At 56.3% G+C, this 20257-nt stretch carries 19 protein-coding genes; 17 read left to right on the top strand and 2 right to left on the bottom strand.

The window, feature by feature from the left end; all coding sequences use genetic code 11:
* Positions 1-11: 11 nt before the first annotated feature.
* The 8 genes from D5270_RS06070 (at position 12) to rsmI (ending at position 6112) form a co-directional block, all read left to right on the top strand.
* Complete coding sequence (locus D5270_RS06070; RefSeq protein WP_166543224.1) at positions 12-1034, top strand: TRM11 family SAM-dependent methyltransferase; 1023 nt, start codon at positions 12-14, stop codon at positions 1032-1034.
* Between the two features lie 110 nt (positions 1035-1144).
* A complete protein-coding gene (locus D5270_RS06065) occupies positions 1145-1873 on the top strand; it encodes a transglycosylase domain-containing protein (protein ID WP_166543223.1) in 729 nt (242 codons plus the stop codon).
* A 90-nt stretch (positions 1874-1963) separates the two neighbouring features.
* Positions 1964-2287 carry a cyclic-di-AMP receptor gene (locus D5270_RS06060; RefSeq protein ID WP_066538215.1) on the top strand — a complete coding sequence of 108 codons (324 nt, stop codon included), beginning with the start codon at positions 1964-1966 and terminating at the stop codon, positions 2285-2287.
* Positions 2287-3273, top strand: coding sequence for a DNA polymerase III subunit (locus tag D5270_RS06055; RefSeq protein ID WP_166543222.1), 987 nt, complete (start codon positions 2287-2289; stop codon positions 3271-3273). The genes D5270_RS06060 and D5270_RS06055 overlap by 1 nt, the downstream gene beginning before the upstream one ends.
* Before the next feature lie 27 nt (positions 3274-3300).
* Entirely contained in the window at positions 3301-4164 is an 864-nt protein-coding gene (locus D5270_RS06050; RefSeq protein ID WP_166543221.1) for a PSP1 domain-containing protein, read from the top strand.
* Positions 4165-4262: 98 nt separating this feature from the next.
* Positions 4263-4433 carry a DUF362 domain-containing protein gene (locus D5270_RS06045; RefSeq protein ID WP_161471874.1) on the top strand — a complete coding sequence of 57 codons (171 nt, stop codon included), beginning with the start codon at positions 4263-4265 and terminating at the stop codon, positions 4431-4433.
* Between the two features lie 85 nt (positions 4434-4518).
* Entirely contained in the window at positions 4519-5274 is a 756-nt protein-coding gene (locus tag D5270_RS06040) for a tRNA1(Val) (adenine(37)-N6)-methyltransferase (RefSeq protein ID WP_166543220.1), read from the top strand.
* Positions 5267-6112 carry a 16S rRNA (cytidine(1402)-2'-O)-methyltransferase gene (gene rsmI, locus D5270_RS06035; protein WP_166543219.1) on the top strand — a complete coding sequence of 282 codons (846 nt, stop codon included), beginning with the start codon at positions 5267-5269 and terminating at the stop codon, positions 6110-6112. Before D5270_RS06040 ends, rsmI begins: the two co-directional genes overlap by 8 nt.
* Here rsmI and D5270_RS06030 read toward each other — a convergent pair whose 3' ends face one another.
* Positions 6113-7255 carry a DUF4317 domain-containing protein gene (locus D5270_RS06030; RefSeq protein ID WP_166543218.1) on the bottom strand — a complete coding sequence of 381 codons (1143 nt, stop codon included), beginning with the start codon at positions 7253-7255 and terminating at the stop codon, positions 6113-6115.
* A gap of 173 nt (positions 7256-7428) precedes the next feature.
* Between D5270_RS06030 and D5270_RS06025 the strand changes: the two genes are divergently transcribed.
* The 5 genes from D5270_RS06025 to D5270_RS06005 all read left to right on the top strand — a co-directional run bounded on the left by D5270_RS06025 (position 7429) and on the right by D5270_RS06005 (position 13068).
* Positions 7429-7842 (top strand): hypothetical protein, encoded by a 414-nt coding sequence (locus tag D5270_RS06025; protein WP_166543217.1) that lies wholly within the window; start codon positions 7429-7431, stop codon positions 7840-7842.
* 15 nt (positions 7843-7857) lie between these two features.
* Positions 7858-8640 carry a nucleoside phosphorylase gene (locus D5270_RS06020; protein ID WP_166543216.1) on the top strand — a complete coding sequence of 261 codons (783 nt, stop codon included), beginning with the start codon at positions 7858-7860 and terminating at the stop codon, positions 8638-8640.
* A 243-nt stretch (positions 8641-8883) separates the two neighbouring features.
* Positions 8884-9351: a MarR family winged helix-turn-helix transcriptional regulator gene (locus D5270_RS06015; protein WP_166543215.1), complete on the top strand. Its 468-nt coding sequence runs from the start codon at positions 8884-8886 to the stop codon at positions 9349-9351.
* Positions 9352-9434: 83 nt separating this feature from the next.
* Positions 9435-11168, top strand: a complete 1734-nt coding sequence (locus D5270_RS06010; protein ID WP_166543214.1) for an ABC transporter ATP-binding protein — start codon at positions 9435-9437, stop codon at positions 11166-11168.
* Positions 11158-13068 carry an ABC transporter ATP-binding protein gene (locus tag D5270_RS06005; protein ID WP_243150174.1) on the top strand — a complete coding sequence of 637 codons (1911 nt, stop codon included), beginning with the start codon at positions 11158-11160 and terminating at the stop codon, positions 13066-13068. The genes D5270_RS06010 and D5270_RS06005 overlap by 11 nt, the downstream gene beginning before the upstream one ends.
* Positions 13069-13110: 42 nt before the next feature.
* Here D5270_RS06005 and D5270_RS06000 read toward each other — a convergent pair whose 3' ends face one another.
* Positions 13111-13413: a helix-turn-helix domain-containing protein gene (locus D5270_RS06000; protein ID WP_207709300.1), complete on the bottom strand. Its 303-nt coding sequence runs from the start codon at positions 13411-13413 to the stop codon at positions 13111-13113.
* A gap of 155 nt (positions 13414-13568) precedes the next feature.
* Between D5270_RS06000 and D5270_RS05995 the strand changes: the two genes are divergently transcribed.
* From D5270_RS05995 to D5270_RS05980, 4 genes are all read left to right on the top strand, one after another.
* Positions 13569-14222, top strand: coding sequence for a methyltransferase domain-containing protein (locus D5270_RS05995; protein ID WP_166543212.1), 654 nt, complete (start codon positions 13569-13571; stop codon positions 14220-14222).
* 347 nt (positions 14223-14569) lie between these two features.
* Positions 14570-16474: a threonine--tRNA ligase gene (gene thrS, locus D5270_RS05990; RefSeq protein WP_166543211.1), complete on the top strand. Its 1905-nt coding sequence runs from the start codon at positions 14570-14572 to the stop codon at positions 16472-16474.
* Between the two features lie 223 nt (positions 16475-16697).
* Complete coding sequence (locus D5270_RS05985) at positions 16698-18467, top strand: ABC transporter ATP-binding protein (protein ID WP_166543210.1); 1770 nt, start codon at positions 16698-16700, stop codon at positions 18465-18467.
* The gene (locus tag D5270_RS05980; RefSeq protein WP_166543209.1) at positions 18468-20237 is read left to right on the top strand and encodes an ABC transporter ATP-binding protein; all 1770 of its coding nucleotides are present in this window, start codon (positions 18468-18470) and stop codon (positions 20235-20237) included.
* Positions 20238-20257 lie beyond the last annotated feature (20 nt).

Genomic DNA, 20257 nt, shown 5'->3' with positions numbered 1-20257 from the left:
GAGGATTTCATATGAAATACCGCTATCTTGGCCTGTGCGTCCCCGGGGCGGAGGAGCTCTGCGCAAAAATACTGGGCCGCAGGCTTAAAGACTTGGAGGGCCCTATCCTGTCCGGGGGCTCCGTGGACTTTACCACCTCCGTGCCATACAGCGACTTGAATCTGTTCTGCTTTAATAATATCTTCCGGGTGCTGTACACCGCTCCCGCTGCGCCCACACCCGAGGGCCTTGCGGGATTTCTCCGCGCTGTGCCAGGCTTCCCCGCCGACTGGCCTGCCTGCCGGGACAATCCAAAGGGCGCCCGCACCTTCCGGCTGGTCAGTTCCTGCTGCGGACAGCTTATCTCCGTGCCAAAAAAGGCCCGGAACGCCGTGGAGGACAGGCTGCGCATTGAGAGCGGCCTGAAGCCCGACCGTTCCCTGCCGGACAGTGAGTTCTGGGCCATGGTCCGGGCCGATGGACAGGGGTGGTTCCTAAAACGCCTCACGCGGCATAAGGCCTATGACAAGCTTCTCGCTCCCGGGGAGCTGCACCCGGAGCTGTGCTATATGCTCTGCTGGCTCTCGGAGCCAAAGCCAGGGGACATAATTGTTGACCCCTTCTGCGGCCACGGGGCCATACCGCTCCAGAGGTGCAAGCGATTCCCCTTCGCTGAGGCTTTTGCCTTTGACACAGACAGCAGGATGGTGGATTCGTCCCGCCGGAAGCTTCCCCGCCGGGAGAATGTGCATATAAAAAGACAGGACGCCCTAAAGCTCACAGAGGCCTTTGGGCCCGGGACAGTGGACGCGTTTATAACCGACCCGCCCTGGGGGATATATCAGGAGGTGGGCATGTCCATTGAGGAGTTTTACTCAAGGGCGCTTAGGGGGATGTCCCAATGCCTGAAGCCCGAGGGATGTATTGTCCTGCTGACCGCGGCAAAGGAGGCGTTACTTCAGGCGCTGAACAATACTCCGGAGCTTATGCTTGCCGGGAGGTATGATATACTTGTCTCCGGCAAGAAGGCGGGCATTTTCCTGCTGAAAAAGTAAACCTTACAGAAAATGTAAGACGAGGCAAACAATCCGAAAGAATTTCCGTAAGAATTTCGCAAGGAAGTCCTGATAGAATATGGCTATCAAAAGCGAAGGGAGTCCTTGCAATGACCGCAATAAAAAGGAAACACACAGCACTTAAAATAACCCGCAATATAATTTTGATATTCTTTGCCGTATGTATTGTGGCCGCCGGGGGCGTTACCCTTAGGGGCTACTATATGTACACCGGGGCCCTGGAACAGAAGCCCATTATGAGGGCAGTTGGTGAGATACGCTCAAAGGACAGCTTTACAGAGTTATCACAGCTGCCGGACACATACCTGGACGCGGTTATCGCCGCTGAGGACCATAGGTTTTATGAGCACGGCGGCGTGGACTATATAGCCATAGGCCGGGCGGTGTATAATGACATAAAGGCCATGTCCTTTGTGGAGGGCGGCAGCACGATTACACAGCAGCTGGCGAAGAATTTGTACTTCACCCAGGAGAAGGAGCTCACCAGGAAGGTCGCAGAGGTGTTCATGGCCTGGGCCCTGGAGAGCAGGCTCTCCAAGGAGGAGATACTGGAGCTGTATGTAAACAGCATTTACTTTGGCAGCGGCTGCTACAGCGTGGGGGAGGCAAGTTACACATACTTTGACAAGGCCCCATCTGAGATGACGGATTATGAGTCCACCCTGCTTGCGGGCATACCCAACGCCCCCTCTGTATACGACCTCAATGAAAACCCGGACCTGGCCCGCCAGCGCCAGCGGCAGGTGGTGGGGCTGATGGTGAAATACTCAGGGATGAGCAGGGAGAGGGCCGAGCTGCTTGCCTGCGGAGTAAATTGATGTTAAATTTCTGATTGGGACTAGATTTTCCCCCGGGTTTATGGTAAAATAGATGAAAATGACCTCTATACCAGAAAGGGGAGCTCTATTATGAAACTTATCCTTGCAATCGTCAGCAACGACGACAGCGGCGCCGTGTCCTCGGCCCTGACCCGTGAGGGCTTTTCCGTCACGAAGCTTGCCACCACCGGCGGCTTTCTGATGGCGGGCAACACCACCTTTATCTCCGGCGTGGACGACGAGAAGGTGGACGATGTTATCGGCATAATCTCCAAGTACAGCAGCCGCCGCACCCAGATTGTACCCCATTCCTCCACAATGGAGGTGGGCATGTACTCCTCCTTCCCGGTTGAGGTTACTGTGGGCGGCTCCACAATCTTTGTGCTGAACGTGGACCGTTTCGAGAAGGTCTGATGGAATTTCCGGGATTTTTAGGAAACGCCCCGGTGAAAGAGGCCCTGTCCCGAGCCTTTTCCGCCGGGCGTTTTCCCCATGCCCTGCTTTTTGCGGGGGAGAGGGGAACTGGCAAGAGGACCCTCGCCGCCCTTATTGCAAAATCCCTTGTGTGCAGGGACAGGGAACACGCGCCGTGCGGGATATGCCCCAGCTGTATAAGGGCGGACGCCGGGAGCCATCCTGATATCAGAACGGTGGAGGGCGGCGGGGCCTCGGGGGATTTAAATGTGGACGCGGCGCGGGCCATGCTTGAGGACGCCTACCGGATGCCCGAGGAGGCGCCGTACAATGTCTATATCGTGCGGCTTTCGGGGAACACTTCAAATACGGCTGTAGCTGCCCAGAATAAGCTCCTGAAGCTTATAGAGGAGCCGCCGGACAGCGCGGTGTTCATACTGCTTTGCCCGACAGTTGAGGCAGTCCTGCCCACGATACGCTCCCGGACGCAGATATTTAACCTGCACCCGCCGGAGATAGAGGAGGCCGCAGACTGGCTCCGCGGGAAAAAAGGGGTGGAGCCGGAGGCGGCGCTGGAGCTCTCCAGACGCCTGGGGGGGAACCTGGGCCGGATGCAGGAGGCCCTGGATGGGTCGGAAGCGACCCGGGCGTTTGTGATTGCCGGTGAGATAGTCTCGGCTATAAGCGGCCCGGGGCACAGGCTCCTGAAGGCGGCGGCCCCGCTGCAGAGGGACAGGGCTCTCTTCGGGGAAACCCTCGGCAGGCTGAGCCTGATATTCCGGGACGCCTTTACTCTCAACGCCGGCGGGAGCTCCCTGCTGGGCGGAGCGCCTGAGGCCGCGGAGGCCCTGCGGGGCTTTTCCCAGCGGCGGCTCATGGCTATGAAGGAGCTCACCGACGAGACCTTGCAGATGCTGGGGCGCAACGGAAATTCCGGCCTGCTGCTCACATTTTACTGTGCAGGCCTGCGGCAGGGGGACGTTTAATAGACCTGATATGTTAGGAGAAGATAAATGGCAGAAGTGATAGGGGTGCGGTTTAAGAGCACCGGCAAAGTGTATTATTTCGACCCGGGCGGGGAGACGCTTAAAAAGGGCAGCATGGCTATAGTGGAGACCGCCAGGGGCGTTGAGTGCGGCGAGGTCGCCATGGAGAACACGGAGGTGCGGGACTCGGCTATCATACAGCCCCTCAGAAAGCTCATACGCCCGGCGACTCCGGAGGACCTTCTGGTGGTGGAGGAGAACCACAGGAAGGAGAAATCGGCGTTTAAGGCCTGTGAGAAGCGCATAGCCGCCAGAGGGCTTGAGATGAAGCTGGTGGATGTGGAGTACACCTTCGACAATAGCAAGATACTCTTTTACTTCACCGCCGACGGCAGGGTGGACTTTAGGGAGCTTGTGAAGGATTTGGCGGGGATGTTCCGCACAAGGATAGAGCTCAGGCAGATAGGCGTGAGGGACGAGGCGAAAATGCTGGGAGGTATCGGCATATGCGGTAGGCCCTTCTGCTGCGGCTCGTTCCTGGGGGGCTTTCAGCCGGTGTCCATAAAAATGGCGAAGGAGCAGGGGCTCTCCTTAAACCCTGTTAAAATATCCGGGGCCTGCGGCAGGCTTATGTGCTGCTTAAAGTATGAGCAGGAGGCATATCAGGACCTGCTGAAAAACACGCCGAAGGTGAACGCCATTGTGTCCACGCCGGACGGCAAGGGCGTTGTGATAGACCAGAACCTGCTCACCAGAAAGCTCACCGTGCGCCTTGACAAGGACCCGGACGCCGCGCCAAAGGTATACACCGTGGACCAGGTGAAGCTGCTGCGCGACGGCCGCGTAAAGATAGACAGGAAGGAACTGGAGCAGCTTAAAGACTTAGAATAAGCTGGCATAAAAAAGTTCTTGCATTTTTGCGGATATATGTTACAATATGAGTATACGCGGCAGGTATCATGCCGCAAATCTACATGGAGGTGTTCCCTATGCCTTATACTATCAATGACGAGTGCATCGCTTGCGGCGCCTGCGCCGGCGAGTGCCCTTCCGAGGCCATTTCCGAGGGTGACGGCAAGTACGTTATCGACCCCGACAAGTGCGTTGACTGCGGCGCCTGCGCCGGTGTCTGCCCTGTAGGCGCTCCCCAGGAGGGCTAAGGCCAAAACATACCCACAAGAAGCGAAGCCTGAAAACCTTGGGCTTCGCTTTTTTGTGATATTACTGCGGAAAGGAGCTGTGTACATGGACGCTCACTGGGAGCCGCTGGGCCGGCGGCTAAAGGTGCTTGCGGCAGAAGGGTGCGGCTTCAGCACAGACACCCTGCTGCTGGCTGATTTTTCCATGCCAAAAAGGAACAGCGCCTGCGCGGATTTTGGCAGCGGCTGCGGGGTAATACCCCTGCTGTGGGGGTACCGGGCGAAGCCAAAGTCCATACTGGCGCTGGACGTTCAGGGGGAGGCCCTGGAGCTTATGAGGGCCTCTGTGAAGGAAAACGGCATGGAGGGGCTAATCACCCCTGTGCAGGGGGATATCAGGGACTATAGGAGGGTGCTGCCCCACCAGGCCCTGGACCTTGCCGCAAGCAACCCTCCCTACTTCCCGCCGGGCAGCGGGGCCGTCAGCAGGGACCCACAGAGGGAGTGGGCGCGGCACAGCGCCTCGTTCCAGCTGGCTGACCTGGCAGCCGCCGCAGGCTATTCCCTTAGGCACGGCGGGAGGCTCTGCCTGTGCCTGCCGGCGTCGCGCCTGGCTGAGGCGATGGCTGTCTTCCGTGAGCGGGACCTTGAGCCAAAGCGTATGCGGCTGGTGCAGCAGAGGCCTGGCAGGGAGCCGTATCTCCTGCTGCTGGAATGCCGGAAGGGCGGCGGGCCCGGGCTCAGCGTCCAGGAAAACCTGTTTATAACGGACAGCAGCGGCGGGTACAGCCAGGAGATGAGGCGAATTTACGGAGATTATCTTACAGATGAAAACAGCGGAAAGGAGCAGGAAGATGCTTGAAAAAGGCGCGCTTTACGTGGTGGGTACACCTATAGGAAACTTGGGGGATTTTTCTCCCAGGGCCAGGGAGACCCTTTTGGAGGCGGACTTCATTGCCGCCGAGGACACCAGGGTCACCCTGGGGCTTCTCAACCGTTTTGACATACAGCATAAGCCCCTTATAAGCTATTTCGAGCACAATAAGCTCAGCCGGGGGGAGACCATAATAGCCCGCCTGCGGGAGGGCGAGACCTGCGCCCTGGTGTCCGACGCGGGAATGCCCGCTGTCTCAGACCCGGGCGAGACCCTTATTGCCGCCTGTAGGGAGGCGGGTATCCCGGTCTATGTGGTCCCCGGCCCTACGGCGGCTGTATCGGCCCTGGCGGTAAGCGGCCTGCCGACGGGACGGTTTACCTTTGAAGGCTTTCTCTCCATGAACAAGCGCAGCCGCCGCCTGCATATGGAGCAGGTAAAAGGCGAGCTGCGCACCATGATATTTTATGAGGCCCCCCATAAGCTCCGGCGGACGCTCTCTGATTTTGAGAAGCTCTTTGGTGGGGAGAGGGAAATTGCCGTTGTAAGGGAGCTGACAAAGGTACACGAGGAGGTCTGGCGCACCACTTTAAGGGAGGCCGCCGCCCACTATAGGGAGCACGAGCCCAGGGGGGAGTATGTGCTGGTGATAGCCGGGGCAGAGCCACCGCTATTGGAGGAGCCCGCCTATACCATCGGGGAAGCGGTAAGCATGGCCCGCGGGCTCATGGAGGAGGGCACGCCCCCCTCGGAGGCCGCGAGGCTTGCCGCAAAGGATACGGGCCTGCGCAAGGCGGAGATATACAAGGCCCTGACCCGGGAGTAATCACTCCTGCTCCGGGCTCTCGAACTGTACATTTAAGCCGTTGAACTCGATGTCCCCCTCAACGCGGACCATTATGTACCTGCGGCCGTCTATTGTCCTGGTCTCTATCAGGTCGCCGTACTCCGGGTCTACCTTTATAGTCACGTTTGGGGCCTCTATCACCATTTCCTTGGTACTTATAAGGTTTCCCGGGCTCAGCGCCCCGCCGTCGAAGGCCTCGTCGAATTTCTCCCTGAAGGCCTCGGTCTTCTCCGGTGCCACGCCGCAGGCCTCGAGCATACGGCCCAGCGTATTTTTTGAGACAGTGAGGGGTTCGGGGTTCTTGCTGGCCTTATGCTCCTCCACCAGCTCCGTGAGCCGCCCCTGGAGCTCCTGCACCACGTTATAGCTGCACTCCTCCTCAAGTGACTCCGCAAGCACTTCCTTGAAGGTCTCGTGCTGCATATCGGCGGGCATGGAGGGCTCCACCTTAAAGAAGCCCTCTATAAACTCGGGATGGTTGTCGTCGGTCTTGCGGGTGTAGTACAGGGCGTTATAGATATTGGCGGCCCTGTCGTCAAAGGCGGGGAACATAAAGCCCAGCTCCGGCGGAGATATGAGCCAGTCCACGTCCCGGCTGCAGATTACGCTCTCCGGCACGTCATAGCGAAGGGCGGGCTTTGTCTCCTTCACCGGGCATATGCTGCAAAGCACATAGGTGAACACATCGCAGGAGCCGTCCGGATTTGGCGCGCCATCCCTGGCTTTATAGGGCACGTCGTATTTGTCATGGGCCAGGAGAATGAGATAGGGTCCTTCCATGGTAAGGCTCTCTATCACCCGCTGATAGAAGGCCTCCGTCAGGCCCTCGTCTTTAAGGCCGCTGTCTCTGAGGGCCATAAGGAGGCGGTGCTCCTCGCTGTCCACCACCTGCCGGGTGTCGAAGACTATGTCGTTCAGCTGCCTGCCAAGGGTGCCGGATAGGCTGCGCTTTAAGACGGAAAGAATGCTCTCTGTCTCCTCCTGGGCGGCGCTTGCCAGGGACTGCCCGAAGCGGGAGACTATCTCCCCCTGCCCGCTGACATAGCAGCCGTGTATGGCGGTGATATTGCTGCGCTCGGGGTTAAACCTGCGGCGGATTTCCGCGATTTCTTTTTCGTTCATGTATTTATCCTCGCTTTATTTTATGTTTTTTGAGAGAGTGACGTGTACATTGTAACGCAAAGTCACAGGAAAAGCAAGAAAAACCTCTTGACAGCGGGACACGGCTATGATATCATTATTATGCTCCCGATGGAGCATAATAAGAGCATGTTGCAGGAAGGGAGACAGTAATTATGACTACAGGCAGCGGCAATCTTACAGAAAAAGTTTCCGTGAATATCAACACTTCAACTCTCGCCGCCATCGACCTTTTAGTGGATAACGGCCATTACTTCAACCGAAGCGATTTTATAAACCAGGCCCTCCGGGAGGCCATAGGGCGCAACGAGCCGAACATACAGCGGGCCGCAGAGGAGAGCGGCAAAAAGCTTCAGTGCGGCTACTGGTTTATGGGCGTCTCCAGGCTGACGGAGCCGGAGGTGGACGATATCCTGGACTCCGGGAAGCCCAGGAATATCAGCGGCTACGGCGTGCTGAGCATTGACCCCGGCATACCCCCGGAAAAGCTTTTCGCGGCTATAAGCGGCATACGTATCAGGGGCAAGGTCTCCTGCACGCCGGAGGTCCGGGAGCACTATGACTTGTAAAGGAGTGTAAGGACAATGCAATGGTTTTTTAAAGAGGACAAAACCCCGCCGGTATTCACTGCCAGGCAGCACGCAGAAAGCAAACATGTTACCACCGGCGTATCCCCTCTGCCAAAGCGCGGGGTGGCCTTCTGCCTGGGCAGAGGGCTGCCGGTTTTGCAGGAGCGGTTTAAGACCAGACTGATAATGGAGGCGCTGCCGGGATTCATTGCCCACGGCCCTGCCTATACAGTTGAGGGCCATGAGGACGTCTGCTTCTTTGACGGAGGCAGAGGCGCGCCCCAGGCCGGGTGCTATGTGGAGACTGTCCATGCCCTGGGGGTGGAGGAGCTGCTGGTGGTGGGGCTCTGCGGGGCCTTTGGGGAGGATGTGAACGTCTGTGATGTGCTGCTGCCGGAGCGGCTGCTTATTGAGGAGGGCACCTCTCACCATTACTCCTTCGGGCAGGAGTGCGCCGTGCCCCAAAGCCCCTGGCCCGGCGACTACACGGCTGACTTCCTTACAGAGAGGGGCTTTACTGTAAAGCACCGGGATGCAGTCACCACCGACGCCCCTTACCGGCAGACCTACTATAAGGAAGCCCTCTGGCGTGAAAAGGGCTTCTCCGGGGTGGATATGGAGTCGTCGGCTATTGTCAGCGTCTGTAATTATTTTGGTATGAGGTGCGCTGTGGCTTTAATGGCCTCGGATAAGCACCCCCTCTCTCAGGAGAGCCCGCCCTGGGCCTGGGGGAACCTGGATTTTAGGAGCAGGCAGGCCGATTTTATAGAGGCCTGTGTGGAGATGGCGATTAGGTGACTGCCGGGCATTAAGTGAAAACTGCACTGAATATAATTATAACAGAGTCAGGACTGACAGAATGGCGGTCTTTTGAAGGGAGCTGGGCTAACTGAGCCGGCTCCCTTTTGTCATCGAAAAATTCCGGATAACCCCTTGACATTTTAAAAATCAAGGGGTATAATGTTAGTACGCTAACAGTTCGGTTGCTAACAGTACAAAAACTAACTGTTCATTAACTACCTAAGAGAGAGGAGGGAGGAAATGGGAAAAGACTGCGGCAAGCTGCACCGGATGGAGCATAGGGACGAGGTAGGGTTTCAGATAAACGGCCTGTCCCATATGATACGCTGGCTCACCCACCAGTATGTGGGCGAAGACGGCGAGCGCTCCGGCGCGGGGGTGTACGGCTGGCTCATAGGATTTCTTTACGACAATAGGGACCAGGATATTTTTCAGCGGGACCTGCAGCAGCAGTTCTCCGTGCGGCGCTCCACCATGACCGGCATTTTACAGGCCATGGAGAAGGACGGCATGATAACCCGCAGCCCGGTGCCCTGGGACGCCAGGCTCAAGAAGATAGAGCTTACGGAAAAGGCCGTCGCCCGCCAGGAGAAATTTCAGCAGACCATAGCCGCAATAGAGGCAAAGCTCTCCTCAGGGCTGACGCCGGAGGAGAAGGAGACCTTTATAGGCCTGTGTGAAAAGATACGCAAGTCCCTTGAGGGCTGAGCGCTATAGTATAGTAAACCCAGGGCTTTAAAGTGGATTTACTGTATCTGCACTTATACAATGGGAAAGGACTGATAACGAAAATGATACGCAAGCTTTCCCGGGCAATCCGGGAATACAGACGGGACACGGTGCTGACCCCTTTAACCGCCGCAATGGAGGTAGTGATGGAGGTCATAATCCCTGTGCTCATGGCGGGGCTTATAGACAACGGCATTAACGCCGGGGATATGGGCGTTATCTGGAAGACAGGGCTGCTTTTGGTGCTGTGCGCCATAGTGTCCCTGGCCTTCGGGGTGCTGTCGGGCTTCTTCGGGGCCAGGGCCTCAACCGGCTTTGCAAGGAACCTAAGGCAGGATATGTACTATGCTGTGCAGAAGTACTCCTTCAGCAATATCGACAAGTTTTCAACCGGCAGTATCGTCACCAGGCTTACCACCGACGTGACTAATATCCAGAACACCTTTCAGATGCTAATACGCATTGCCGTGCGTGCCCCCTCCACCCTTATCTTCTCCATGATAATGGCCTTTTGGGTGAACGCCCGGCTGGCTCTGCTGTTCCTGGCGGCAATACCGGTTCTGGGCGCGGGCCTCGCCTTTATCTCCATGAAGGCCCACCCAGCATTTACCCGCATGTTCAAGCATTATGACCGCATGAACACTGTGGTGCAGGAGAACCTCAGGGGCATAAGGGTGGTAAAGGCCTTCGTGCGTGAGGACCACGAAACCCAAAAGTTTGTGGATGCCTCCGAAAAGCTCCGCCATGATTCAGCCCTCGCGGAGAAGATTCTCGCCTTCAACTCCCCCTTAATGCAGTTCTGCATGTACGGAATAATCCTGCTGATATCGTGGTTTGGCGCGAAGCTGATAGTCGGCTCAAGTATGACTACCGGCCAGCTCATGAGCATGATGAGCTACGCCATGCAGGTGCTCATGGCCCTGATGATGCTCACGATGATACTGGTAATGGGCACCATGTCCAGGGCCTCTGCCACGCGCGTGGTGGAAATTTTGGACGAGAAGAGCGATATACTGAGCGGAGAGAAAAACCTTACCACCGTTAAGGACGGCTCAATACAGTTTAAGGATGTGGACTTCAACTATAAGCGCTCAGGGCGCGCCTGTTTGTCGGGGATAAACCTTGATATAAAGTCCGGGCAGACAGTGGGTATCCTGGGCGGCACGGGCAGCGGCAAGTCCAGCCTTGTGCAGATGATACCCAGGCTCTACGACGTTATAAGCGGCCAGGTCTTGGTCGGCGGAGAGGATGTGCGGGACTATAACGTGGAGGCCCTTCGTGAGGAAGTCGCCATGGTCCTGCAAAAGAACGAGCTGTTCTCAGGCACCATAAAGGATAACCTGAGATGGGGCGATGAAAACGCTACTGACGAGGATATCCAGAGGGTGTGCAGGCTGGCCCAGGCCGACGGCTTTATAATGGAGTTCCCCGACGGCTACGACACCTACATCGAGCAGGGGGGCACCAATGTGTCCGGCGGGCAGAAGCAGAGGCTGTGTATTGCCCGGGCGCTGTTAAAGAAGCCGAAGATACTTATACTTGACGACTCCACAAGCGCTGTTGACACCCATACCGACGCGCTGATACGGGAGGCCTTCAAAAAGGAGATACCCGACACCACCAAGCTCATTATCGCCCAGCGCGTCAGCTCTGTCCAGGACGCCGACCAGATAATCGTGCTGGACGGCGGCAGGATTGCCGACGCCGGCACCCATGAGGAGCTTTTAGAGACCAGCCCCATCTATAGGGAGGTCTATGAATCCCAGCAGAAAGGAGAGACCGCGAATGCCTCCTAGAGGACCAATGGGCGCAGCCTACGCCAAGAACAGGCCAAAGCCGAAGAATCAGGGGAAGGTCATCAAGCGACTTCTCAGCTATATGGACGCCCCCAACAGGATACGCATGGCAGTGGTGCTGGTCTGTATACTTATCAGTGCCCTTGCGGGGGTCATGGGCTCCCTGTTTTTAGAAGTTTTGATAGACGACCATATCGAGCCCCTGCTCGCTATGGACACCCCGGTATTCACCGGCCTTTTAAAGGCCATTGGTACTATGGCGCTGATATACCTGATAGGCGTTGCCACCACTTTTACATATAACTGGCTGATGGTGAACGTCTCCCAGGGTATACTGAAGGACATAAGGGACGACCTCTTCTCCCATATGCAGCACCTGCCTATAAAATACTTCGACACCCACACCCACGGCGATATTATGAGCCGGTACACCAACGACACGGACACCCTGCGTATGCTTATTTCCCAGAGCATACCCCAGCTGTTTAACACGGTGATAACCCTGGTGTCGGTATTCATCGCCATGGTGAGCACGAGCATACCGCTGACGGTGCTGGTGCTGGTGATAGTTGCCCTTATGCTGGTGCTTACCGGGAAGATAGGCGGCATGTCCGGCAAGTATTTTGTGCGCCAGCAGAAGTCCCTGGGCGCAATCAACGGCTTCATTGAGGAGATGGTGACCGGCCAGAAGGTGATAAAGGTCTTCTGCCACGAGGAGCATGCCAAGGCCGATTTCGACAGGCTGAACGACCAGCTCAGAAGCGACTCGGCCCGGGCCAACAGCTTTGCCAATATCATGGGCCCTGTGATGAACAACCTGGGGCATTTGCAGTACGCGCTCATTGCAATAGCGGGCGGGGCCCTGGCTATAGGCGGCGTGGGCGGCCTGACCCTTGGAGGTATAGCGGCGTTCCTGCAGCTTAGCCGCAGCTTCACAATGCCCATAGGACAGATAGCCCAGCAGTTCAATGTGATGGTGATGGCCCTGGCGGGCGCAGAGCGAATCTTCGAGATGATGGACGAGGCACCCGAGCAGGACGAGGGCTATGTCACTTTGGTAAACGCCAAAGAGGTGGACGGCGTGCTCACTGAGACCCCCGAGCGCACCGGCACCTGGGCCTGGAAGCACCCCCATAAGGAGGACGGCACCGTTACCTATACAAGGCTCACCGGCGAGGTAGAGCTGCTGGACGTGGACTTCGGCTACAGCGAGGAGAAGCTGGTCCTGCACAACATAGACATCGACGCCCAGCCCGGCAGGAAGATTGCATTTGTCGGCGCTACGGGGGCCGGAAAGACCACAATTACAAACCTTATCAACCGCTTTTACGACATAGCTGACGGAAAGATACGCTATGACGGAATAAATATCAACAAGATAAGAAAGCCGGACCTGCGCCGCTCCCTGGGAGTGGTGCTCCAGGAAACCAACCTCTTTACCGGCACTGTGAGGGAGAATATCCGCTACGGCAAGCTGAACGCCACAGATGAGGAAGTAGAGGCCGCGGCAAAGCTGGCCAACGCCGACGGCTTTATCCGGCGCCTGCCCGAGGGCTACGACACGGAGCTCACCGGCGACGGCGGCAGCCTCTCCCAGGGCCAGCGGCAGCTGCTGAGTATCGCCCGGGCAGCAGTTGCCGACCCGCCGGTCATGGTGCTGGACGAGGCTACATCATCCATCGACACCCGCACGGAGCGGCTGGTGCAGAGGGGCATGGATGGGCTTATGCAGGGGCGCACGGTGTTTGTTATCGCCCACAGGCTCAGTACGGTCCAGAACTCCGACAGCATTATGGTGCTGGAGCTGGGGCGGATAATTGAGCGGGGGACACATGAGGAGCTCATTGCCCAGAAGGGCAAGTATTATCAGCTTTATACCGGGGCGTTTGAGTTGGAGTAAATCAAAAATGGCACGGAAAAAGGGAGCCGGAAGGCTCCCTTTTCATTTCTCCCGGTTTACCCTCCTGAGCTCATCAACTATCCTCATTACCGCCTCAATCTGCACCTCGGTGAGTCCCTCCACATTAAGCGCACGGTTGCCCGCTGCCCCCAATATATAGTCCGTGCTCACCCCGAAAAGCCAGGCCATCTTTAAAAGTATATCATACGGAGGGAAGTGCACGGCGTTTTCATAGGAGCTCACTACAGATTTCGATATTCCCAGGTGCTGGGCCAGCTGTACCTGGGAGATACCTCTCTGCATGCGAAGCTGCTTTATTCTCTCCCCAATTTCAGGCATATACATTTTACCGCTCCTTTGTCCTGTAATAGTGGACACTCTACAGGATTCTGTTCCACTATTACAGGATTTTATACTGAAATAGTTGACTTTTTCCATTGCCTGGTGTATACTTAATGGGAAATGATTAGGCACAAAGAAAACGAGGAGGCTGACAAGCAATGGGTAATCAAAGTATACCGACAGGCAATTATAAGTTCACCGTGCGTACAAGGCGCTGGGCGAAGTTTTTCGTCAACTACATAGGAGAGAAGCTTCGCGGCCTGGACTTCAGCATGGTATATGTAGGGGAGTTGCAGCGCAATGTAGAGCACTATCACGGCTACAGCATGACCGACGAGAAGGAAATGCGCCGGATTTTGGGCACTGTTCCCCTGGAACCGGCGAAGACCGGCTTTATCGACCTGGGCTGCGGCAAGGGCATGTGCCTGAAATGTGCCGCCCAGATGGGATATAAAAAAGTAGCGGGCCTGGAATTGGACCAGGACCTGCTGAAAATAGGCCGCAGGAACATGGAAAAGCTGAAGCTCAACGCCCAGGTCATCTATGGCAACGCCATGGAGTACAGCGACTACGACGACTATGACCTGTTTTACTTTTTTAACCCCTTCGGCCCGCCGGTATTTGAGAAGGTAATAGAATTTATGCTGGAGAGCCAGGAGAGGAGGAACAGGGATATCTGGGCGGTGTATAACCACCCGGTGTCCGGGTATCTTTTTGAGGAGGCGGGATTCAAGGTAAAGCTTGAGACCTTTGACGACAGCCGGGGATTCTCCGTCAGATACTATCTTCTGCCAAAGCGCAAAAACTCTTGACATTTTCCGCCGGCAACGCTATAATCTTAGGTAATAAAAATGCAGTGAAGAGGACGCCGGAACTATTTCTCACCGCGCCAGAGAGCACGCGCCAAGGGCTGGGAGCGCGGGCAGCGGGGAGGGTCACGGTACCGCCTTGGAGCAGCTGCCGAAAGGACAGACGGACGGCCCCGTTACAGGCCTTAGAGGAGACTTTGCGCCGGTAAAGTCTTGAATCCGGGTGGAACCGCGGTGCGCCTTAAATTTTTCACAGTGAAGGCTTGCGTCGCCCCAGGGGAGGGCCCTGCTTTATGCGGGCTCTTACGCTGGGGCGGCTTTTTACTGTCCCGGCAGAAAGGAGAAAAGCTATGATTACCATTGACCTAAAGGGCCAGCCAAAGGAGTTTGAGAGGGGGGTGACTCCCGCTGAGGTGGCAAAGTCCATCGGCATGGGGCTGTATAAGTCTGCCTGCGCCGCGAGAGTTGACGACGTAGTATGCGACCTGCGCACGCCCATTACCGAGGACTGCAGGCTGGAGATACTCACCTTCGACGATAAGGACGGCAAAAAGGCCTACTGGCACACCACCTCCCATATTTTGGCCCAGGCAGTGGGCCGCCTGTATCCAGGCACGAAGTTTGCCATCGGCCCGGCTATTGACAACGGCTTCTACTATGATTTTGACCTGCCCGCGTCCATCTCCCCGGACGACCTGCCCAGGATTGAGGACGAGATTAAAAAGATAATCAAGGAGAATACTGAACTCACCCGCTTTGAGCTGGAGCCTGCCGCCGCCCTTGAGAGGATGTCCGGGCAGGAGTACAAGCAGGAGCTCATTGAGGAGCACAGCGGGAACGGCGAGAATATAAGCTTCTATGAGCAGGGGGACTTCTGTGACCTGTGCGCCGGGCCCCACCTTATGAGCACAGGCGGGGTGAAGGCCGTGAAGCTCACCTCCATCACCGGGGCCTACTGGCGGGGGGACTCCACAAAGAAAATGCTCACCAGAATTTACGGCATCTCCTTCCCTAAGGCCAGCCAGCTTGAGGAGCATTTACAGATGCTGGAGGAGGCCAAGAAGCGGGACCACCGCAGAATAGGCCGGGAGCAGGGCCTCTTTATGCTCCGAGACGAGGGCCCGGGCTTCCCCTTCTTCCTGCCGAAGGGCATGGTGCTGAAGAACCAGCTGATAGAATACTGGCGGGAGGTCCATAAGAAGTACGGCTATATGGAGATAAGCACCCCCATCATGCTGAACCGCCAGCTTTGGGAGCGCAGCGGCCACTGGGACCACTATAAGGACAATATGTACACCACAGTTATCGACGAGACAAATTTCGGCATAAAGCCCATGAACTGCCCCGGCGGTATGCTTGTCTACGCTAACGAGCCCCATTCCTACAGGGAGCTGCCCATGCGGGTGGGGGAACTGGGCCTTGTGCACCGCCACGAGCTCTCCGGGACCCTCCACGGCCTGTTCCGTGTGCGCTGCTTTACCCAGGACGACGCCCATATCTTCATGACCCCGGACCAGATGCTGGACGTTATCCAGGAGACCGTGCGGCTATTTGACGAGGTGTACTCCACCTTCGGGCTCAAGTACACCATCGAGCTCTCCACCATGCCCGAGGACCATATCGGCACCGTGGAGGAGTGGGAGAAAAACCAGGACATCTTAAAGCAGGCCATCACCCAGATGGGCAAGGACTTCGTGATTAACGAGGGGGACGGCGCCTTCTACGGGCCGAAGCTTGACTTCCACCTGGCTGACTTCCTGGGACGCACCTGGCAATGCGGCACCATCCAGCTTGACAGCCAGCTCCCCGAGCGCTTCCAGCTGGAGTACACCGGGGAGGACGGACAGAAGCACAGGCCCGTGATGATACACCGGGTGGTGCTTGGCTCCATCGAGCGCTTTATCGGCGTTATCACCGAGCATTTAGCCGGAAGGTTCCCCCTCTGGCTCAGCCCCGTGCAGGCGGTGGTGCTGCCCATTTCAGAGAAGCACCATGGCTATGCCAGGGCCCTGACCTCGAAGCTTGAGGAGGCCGGGCTGAGAGTAGAGTGCGACCTTAGGAGCGAGAAGATAGGCTACAAGATTCGGGAGGCCCAGGTGCAGCAGACCCCATACATGCTGGTGGCTGGCGACAAGGAGATTGAGTCCGCAGGGATTTCCGTGCGCCACCGCAGGGAGGGCGACCTGGGGCTTATGGACGCACAGGCGTTTATTGACATGGCCCGGAAGGAGATAGAGACGAGAGAGTTAAAGTAATCTCTGCTTGATTAAGTGAAAATCCCCGCTTTCCTATAGATGGAGGGCGGGGATTCAATTATGCCCATAAGAAAATGCTTTAGTGGGCAAAAACTTGCCAACCTGCTGAAAAATGAATTTTTTTGCAAAACCTCTTGCATTTTTTTCTACTTTAGCTAAAATGGTTGAAGTTTTATAAACGCCTCGGAAGGGGCCCTGCTAAAAGCAGAGGAGGGATTTTAGAATGTTCCAGCTGAGATGGGTATGGGCACGCATGGCGGGCAGCCACCGCCGGTATGTGTTCGCCCTGTTTTCCACCGCCGCCCTGGCTGTCCTGGCCCTGGGCAACTCCGTGATAACCGCCAGGATAATGGACACAGTGTTCAACCCCTTACAGGAATCGGGCGTAGTGACCCCAGAGGTTATGCACGAGCTTGCCGTGCTTGTAGCTATACTGGTGGGCTTTGTGCTGTTCCGCACGGGGTACGGGTATCTGCAGATAATGATGTATGAGACCTGCTCCCAGAAGCTTATTTACGAGCTGCGCCGGGACCTGTACAAGAACATGCAGGAGCAGGACCAGGCCTTCTACGGGACCTACCGCACCGGCGACCTGATGACCCGGCTCACAGGCGACATGGACATGATACGCCACGCGGTCTGCTGGGTGATACGCCAGCTTATAAGCGGCATTGTGCTGTTCCTCACCACAGGCATCACCTTTTTGGTCACCGACTGGCAGTTTGCCCTCACTATGCTGGCTGTGACCCCGTTTATCTTCTTCCTCACCTATATGTTCTCAAAGCGCGTGCGCCCTCTGTATGTAGACGTGAGGGAGAAGCTCTCGGAGCTCAACACCGCCGCCCAGGAGAACATATCGGGCAACAGGGTAGTAAAGGCCTTCGCAAGGGAGGACTACGAGATAGCCCGCTTCGATGAAAAAAACCAGGCCTATAGGGAGGCCAACAAGACCTCCTCCCTGCTCTGGCTGAAGTTCAGCCCATATATAGAGACCCTGAGCCAGTCGCTGTCTATAGCTGTGCTGTTAGTGGGGGGCATTTTCCTTATTAACGGTAGGATAACCATAGGCACCTTTACAATGTTCAACGGCCTGACCTGGACACTCTCTGACCCCATGCGTATGCTGGGCATGCACCTTAACGACCTTCAGCGCTTCTTCGCCAGCTGCAGCAAGATAATCGAGCTGTACTACGCCAAGTCCACCGTGGTGTCAAGGCCTGATGCAGTAAAGCCTGAGGGGCGCATTAAGGGGGAGATAAAGTTTAAGTCCGCGGGCCTTAGGCTACACGGAAACGAGGTGCTCAGGGACATCGACCTCACGGTGAACCCCGGGGAGACCGTGGCCATCATGGGCCCCACAGGCGCCGGCAAGACGTCCCTTATAAGCCTTATACCCCGCTTTGCGGACGTGACGAACGGGGAGGTGTCCATAGACGGAGTGCCGGTAAGACGGTATGATTTACAGTCCCTGCGCTCGGCTATAGGCATTGCCACCCAGGATGTGTTCCTGTTCTCAGACTCGGTGGACGGAAATATAGCCTACGGCGACAGCTCCATGCCTGAGGACGAGGTGAAGCGCTATGCAAAGATGGCGGATGTGGACTTTGCCGAAAAGCTGACCGAGGGCTTCGATACGGTGATAGGGGAGCGCGGCACCGGCCTTTCAGGGGGGCAGAAGCAGAGAATAGCCCTGGCAAGAGCCCTGGCTGTGCGGCCGAGCATACTGATACTGGACGACACCACCAGCGCCGTTGACCTGGAGACCGAGAAGTACATACAGGGACAGCTTGCAGGCCTGGACTTCCCCTGCACAAAGATAATCGTCGCCCAGCGTATATCCACCACCAAGCGGGCAGACAAGGTAGTTGTTATTGAGAACGGGCGTATCACGGACATTGGCACCCACCAGGAGCTGTCCCAGAAGCCCGGGTACTATAGGGAGGTATTCCTCTTACAGAACGGACAGGATGAAGCTGAGAAGGAGGTGGGCTGAATGGCGCGCAACCGATTTGACGTTGACGAGAACCTGGAAACCCCGTTTAATATAAAACACCTTTTGAGGGCCGGTACATATATCGGCAGGCACAAGAAAAAGATGGTGCTGTCCCTGTTCTATTCCGCGGTCTCGGCCGCGGCGGCCCTGGTAGGCCCATTATTGGTACAGAGGGGCATAAATGTGTCCGTGCCCAATAAGGACTGGAAGGAGCTTGTACTGCTCAGCGTCTGTATGCTGGCGGCTATTATCACCTCCATCATGTTCGGCAGGGCAAGAAGCAAGTACATGATATCCGTGGGCCAGGACATTGTCTACGATATCCGCAAGGACCTCTTTGCACATTTGCAGAAGCTTCCATTCCAGTTCTATGACGACAGGCCCCATGGAAAGATACTTACAAGGGTTATAAACTATATCAACAGCGTCTCCGACGCGCTCTCAAACGGCATTATAAACTTTGTTTTAGAGATATTTAACCTGGTGCTTATCGCCGTCTTTATGCTCATCTGTGATGTGCGTCTGTCCCTGGTGGTTATGGCAGGCGTGCCGCTGCTGCTGGTAGTGGTTATGATAATAAAGCCCGCCCAGCGCAGGGCCTGGCAGGATGTATCCAACAAGAGCTCCAACCTTAACGCCTACCTTCACGAGAGCCTGGACGGCATGAAAATAACCCAGGCTTTTACCAGGGAGGAGGAGAACGCCGAAATTTATGACCGGCTCAATAAGAACTGTTACCGCACCTGGATGAAGGCGCAGTACACCTCTAACCTTATCTGGGTGTCTGTGGACAATATCTCCGTTTGGGTCGTGGGGGCAATGTATATCGTGGGCCTTACGGTACTCGGCCCCACCATGCAGATAGGCACCATAATCGCCCTGTCCTCATACGCCTGGCGCTTCTGGCAGCCCCTTTTAAACCTGTCAAACCTCTATAACACCTTCATAAACGCCGTGGCCTATCTTGAGCGTATCTTCGAGATGATGGATGAGCCCATAACTGTGGACGACGCACCGAATGCCGCTGAGCTGCCGCCAATTAAGGGGCAGGTCACCTTTAAGGACGTTATATTCTCCTACGACGGCACAGTGAATGTCCTTGAAAACTTTAATCTGAACGTGAACCCCGGCGAGTCCGTAGCATTGGTGGGCCCCACGGGCGCGGGTAAGACTACGGTTGTAAACCTGCTGTCCCGCTTCTATAACCTCACCGGCGGGCAGGTGCTTCTGGACGGCCATGATATTGCGAATGTGACCCTGCACTCCCTGCGCTCCCAGATGGGTATAATGCTTCAGGACAGCTTTATATTCTCCGGCACCATTATGGACAATATCCGCTATGGCAGGCTGGACGCCACCGACGAGGAGGTCATAGAGGCCGCGAAGACCGTCTGTGCCCATGAGTTCATAAGCCAAATGGAGGGCGGCTATTACACCCAGGTGAACGAGCGGGGCTCCAGGCTCAGCCAGGGCCAGCGTCAGCTGGTGGCCTTTGCGAGAACCCTACTCAGCGACCCGAAGATTCTGGTACTGGACGAGGCGACCTCCTCTATTGACGCCAAAACCGAGAGACTGGTCCAGCAGGGACTGAACGCCCTCTTAAAGGGCCGCACCTCCTTCATCATCGCCCACCGCCTTTCCACCATCAAAAACTGCGACCGCATACTCTATATCTCCGACAAGGGTATTGCGGAGATGGGCAGCCATAAGGAGCTCATTGAGAAGAAGGGGAAGTATTACCATCTTTATACGGCTCAGCTGGAGGATTGAAAAAATTAAAATTATGTCTT

Source organism: Acutalibacter sp. 1XD8-36, from assembly GCF_009917525.1.
Lineage (GTDB): Bacteria > Bacillota > Clostridia > Oscillospirales > Acutalibacteraceae > Acutalibacter.
This window is presented reverse-complemented; position numbering and strand designations above follow the sequence as displayed.

Bases quoted from the DNA above. Each gene is read 5' to 3' on its own strand.
- D5270_RS06020 (WP_166543216.1), top strand. From the start codon at position 7,858: ATGCAATGGTTTTTTAAAGAGGACAAAACCCCGCCGGTATTCACTGCC.
- D5270_RS05985 (WP_166543210.1), top strand. From the start codon at position 16,698: ATGTTCCAGCTGAGATGGGTATGGGCACGCATGGCGGGCAGCCACCGC.
- D5270_RS06065 (WP_166543223.1), top strand. From the start codon at position 1,145: ATGACCGCAATAAAAAGGAAACACACAGCACTTAAAATAACCCGCAAT.
- D5270_RS06060 (WP_066538215.1), top strand. From the start codon at position 1,964: ATGAAACTTATCCTTGCAATCGTCAGCAACGACGACAGCGGCGCCGTG.
- D5270_RS05995 (WP_166543212.1), top strand. From the start codon at position 13,569: ATGGGTAATCAAAGTATACCGACAGGCAATTATAAGTTCACCGTGCGT.
- D5270_RS06045 (WP_161471874.1), top strand. From the start codon at position 4,263: ATGCCTTATACTATCAATGACGAGTGCATCGCTTGCGGCGCCTGCGCC.
- D5270_RS06070 (WP_166543224.1), top strand. From the start codon at position 12: ATGAAATACCGCTATCTTGGCCTGTGCGTCCCCGGGGCGGAGGAGCTC.
- thrS (WP_166543211.1), top strand. From the start codon at position 14,570: ATGATTACCATTGACCTAAAGGGCCAGCCAAAGGAGTTTGAGAGGGGG.
- D5270_RS06010 (WP_166543214.1), top strand. From the start codon at position 9,435: ATGATACGCAAGCTTTCCCGGGCAATCCGGGAATACAGACGGGACACG.
- D5270_RS06015 (WP_166543215.1), top strand. From the start codon at position 8,884: ATGGGAAAAGACTGCGGCAAGCTGCACCGGATGGAGCATAGGGACGAG.
- rsmI (WP_166543219.1), top strand. From the start codon at position 5,267: ATGCTTGAAAAAGGCGCGCTTTACGTGGTGGGTACACCTATAGGAAAC.
- D5270_RS06005 (WP_243150174.1), top strand. From the start codon at position 11,158: ATGCCTCCTAGAGGACCAATGGGCGCAGCCTACGCCAAGAACAGGCCA.
- D5270_RS06030 (WP_166543218.1), bottom strand. From the start codon at position 7,255: ATGAACGAAAAAGAAATCGCGGAAATCCGCCGCAGGTTTAACCCCGAG.
- D5270_RS06050 (WP_166543221.1), top strand. From the start codon at position 3,301: ATGGCAGAAGTGATAGGGGTGCGGTTTAAGAGCACCGGCAAAGTGTAT.
- D5270_RS06055 (WP_166543222.1), top strand. From the start codon at position 2,287: ATGGAATTTCCGGGATTTTTAGGAAACGCCCCGGTGAAAGAGGCCCTG.
- D5270_RS05980 (WP_166543209.1), top strand. From the start codon at position 18,468: ATGGCGCGCAACCGATTTGACGTTGACGAGAACCTGGAAACCCCGTTT.
- D5270_RS06000 (WP_207709300.1), bottom strand. From the start codon at position 13,413: ATGTATATGCCTGAAATTGGGGAGAGAATAAAGCAGCTTCGCATGCAG.
- D5270_RS06040 (WP_166543220.1), top strand. From the start codon at position 4,519: ATGGACGCTCACTGGGAGCCGCTGGGCCGGCGGCTAAAGGTGCTTGCG.
- D5270_RS06025 (WP_166543217.1), top strand. From the start codon at position 7,429: ATGACTACAGGCAGCGGCAATCTTACAGAAAAAGTTTCCGTGAATATC.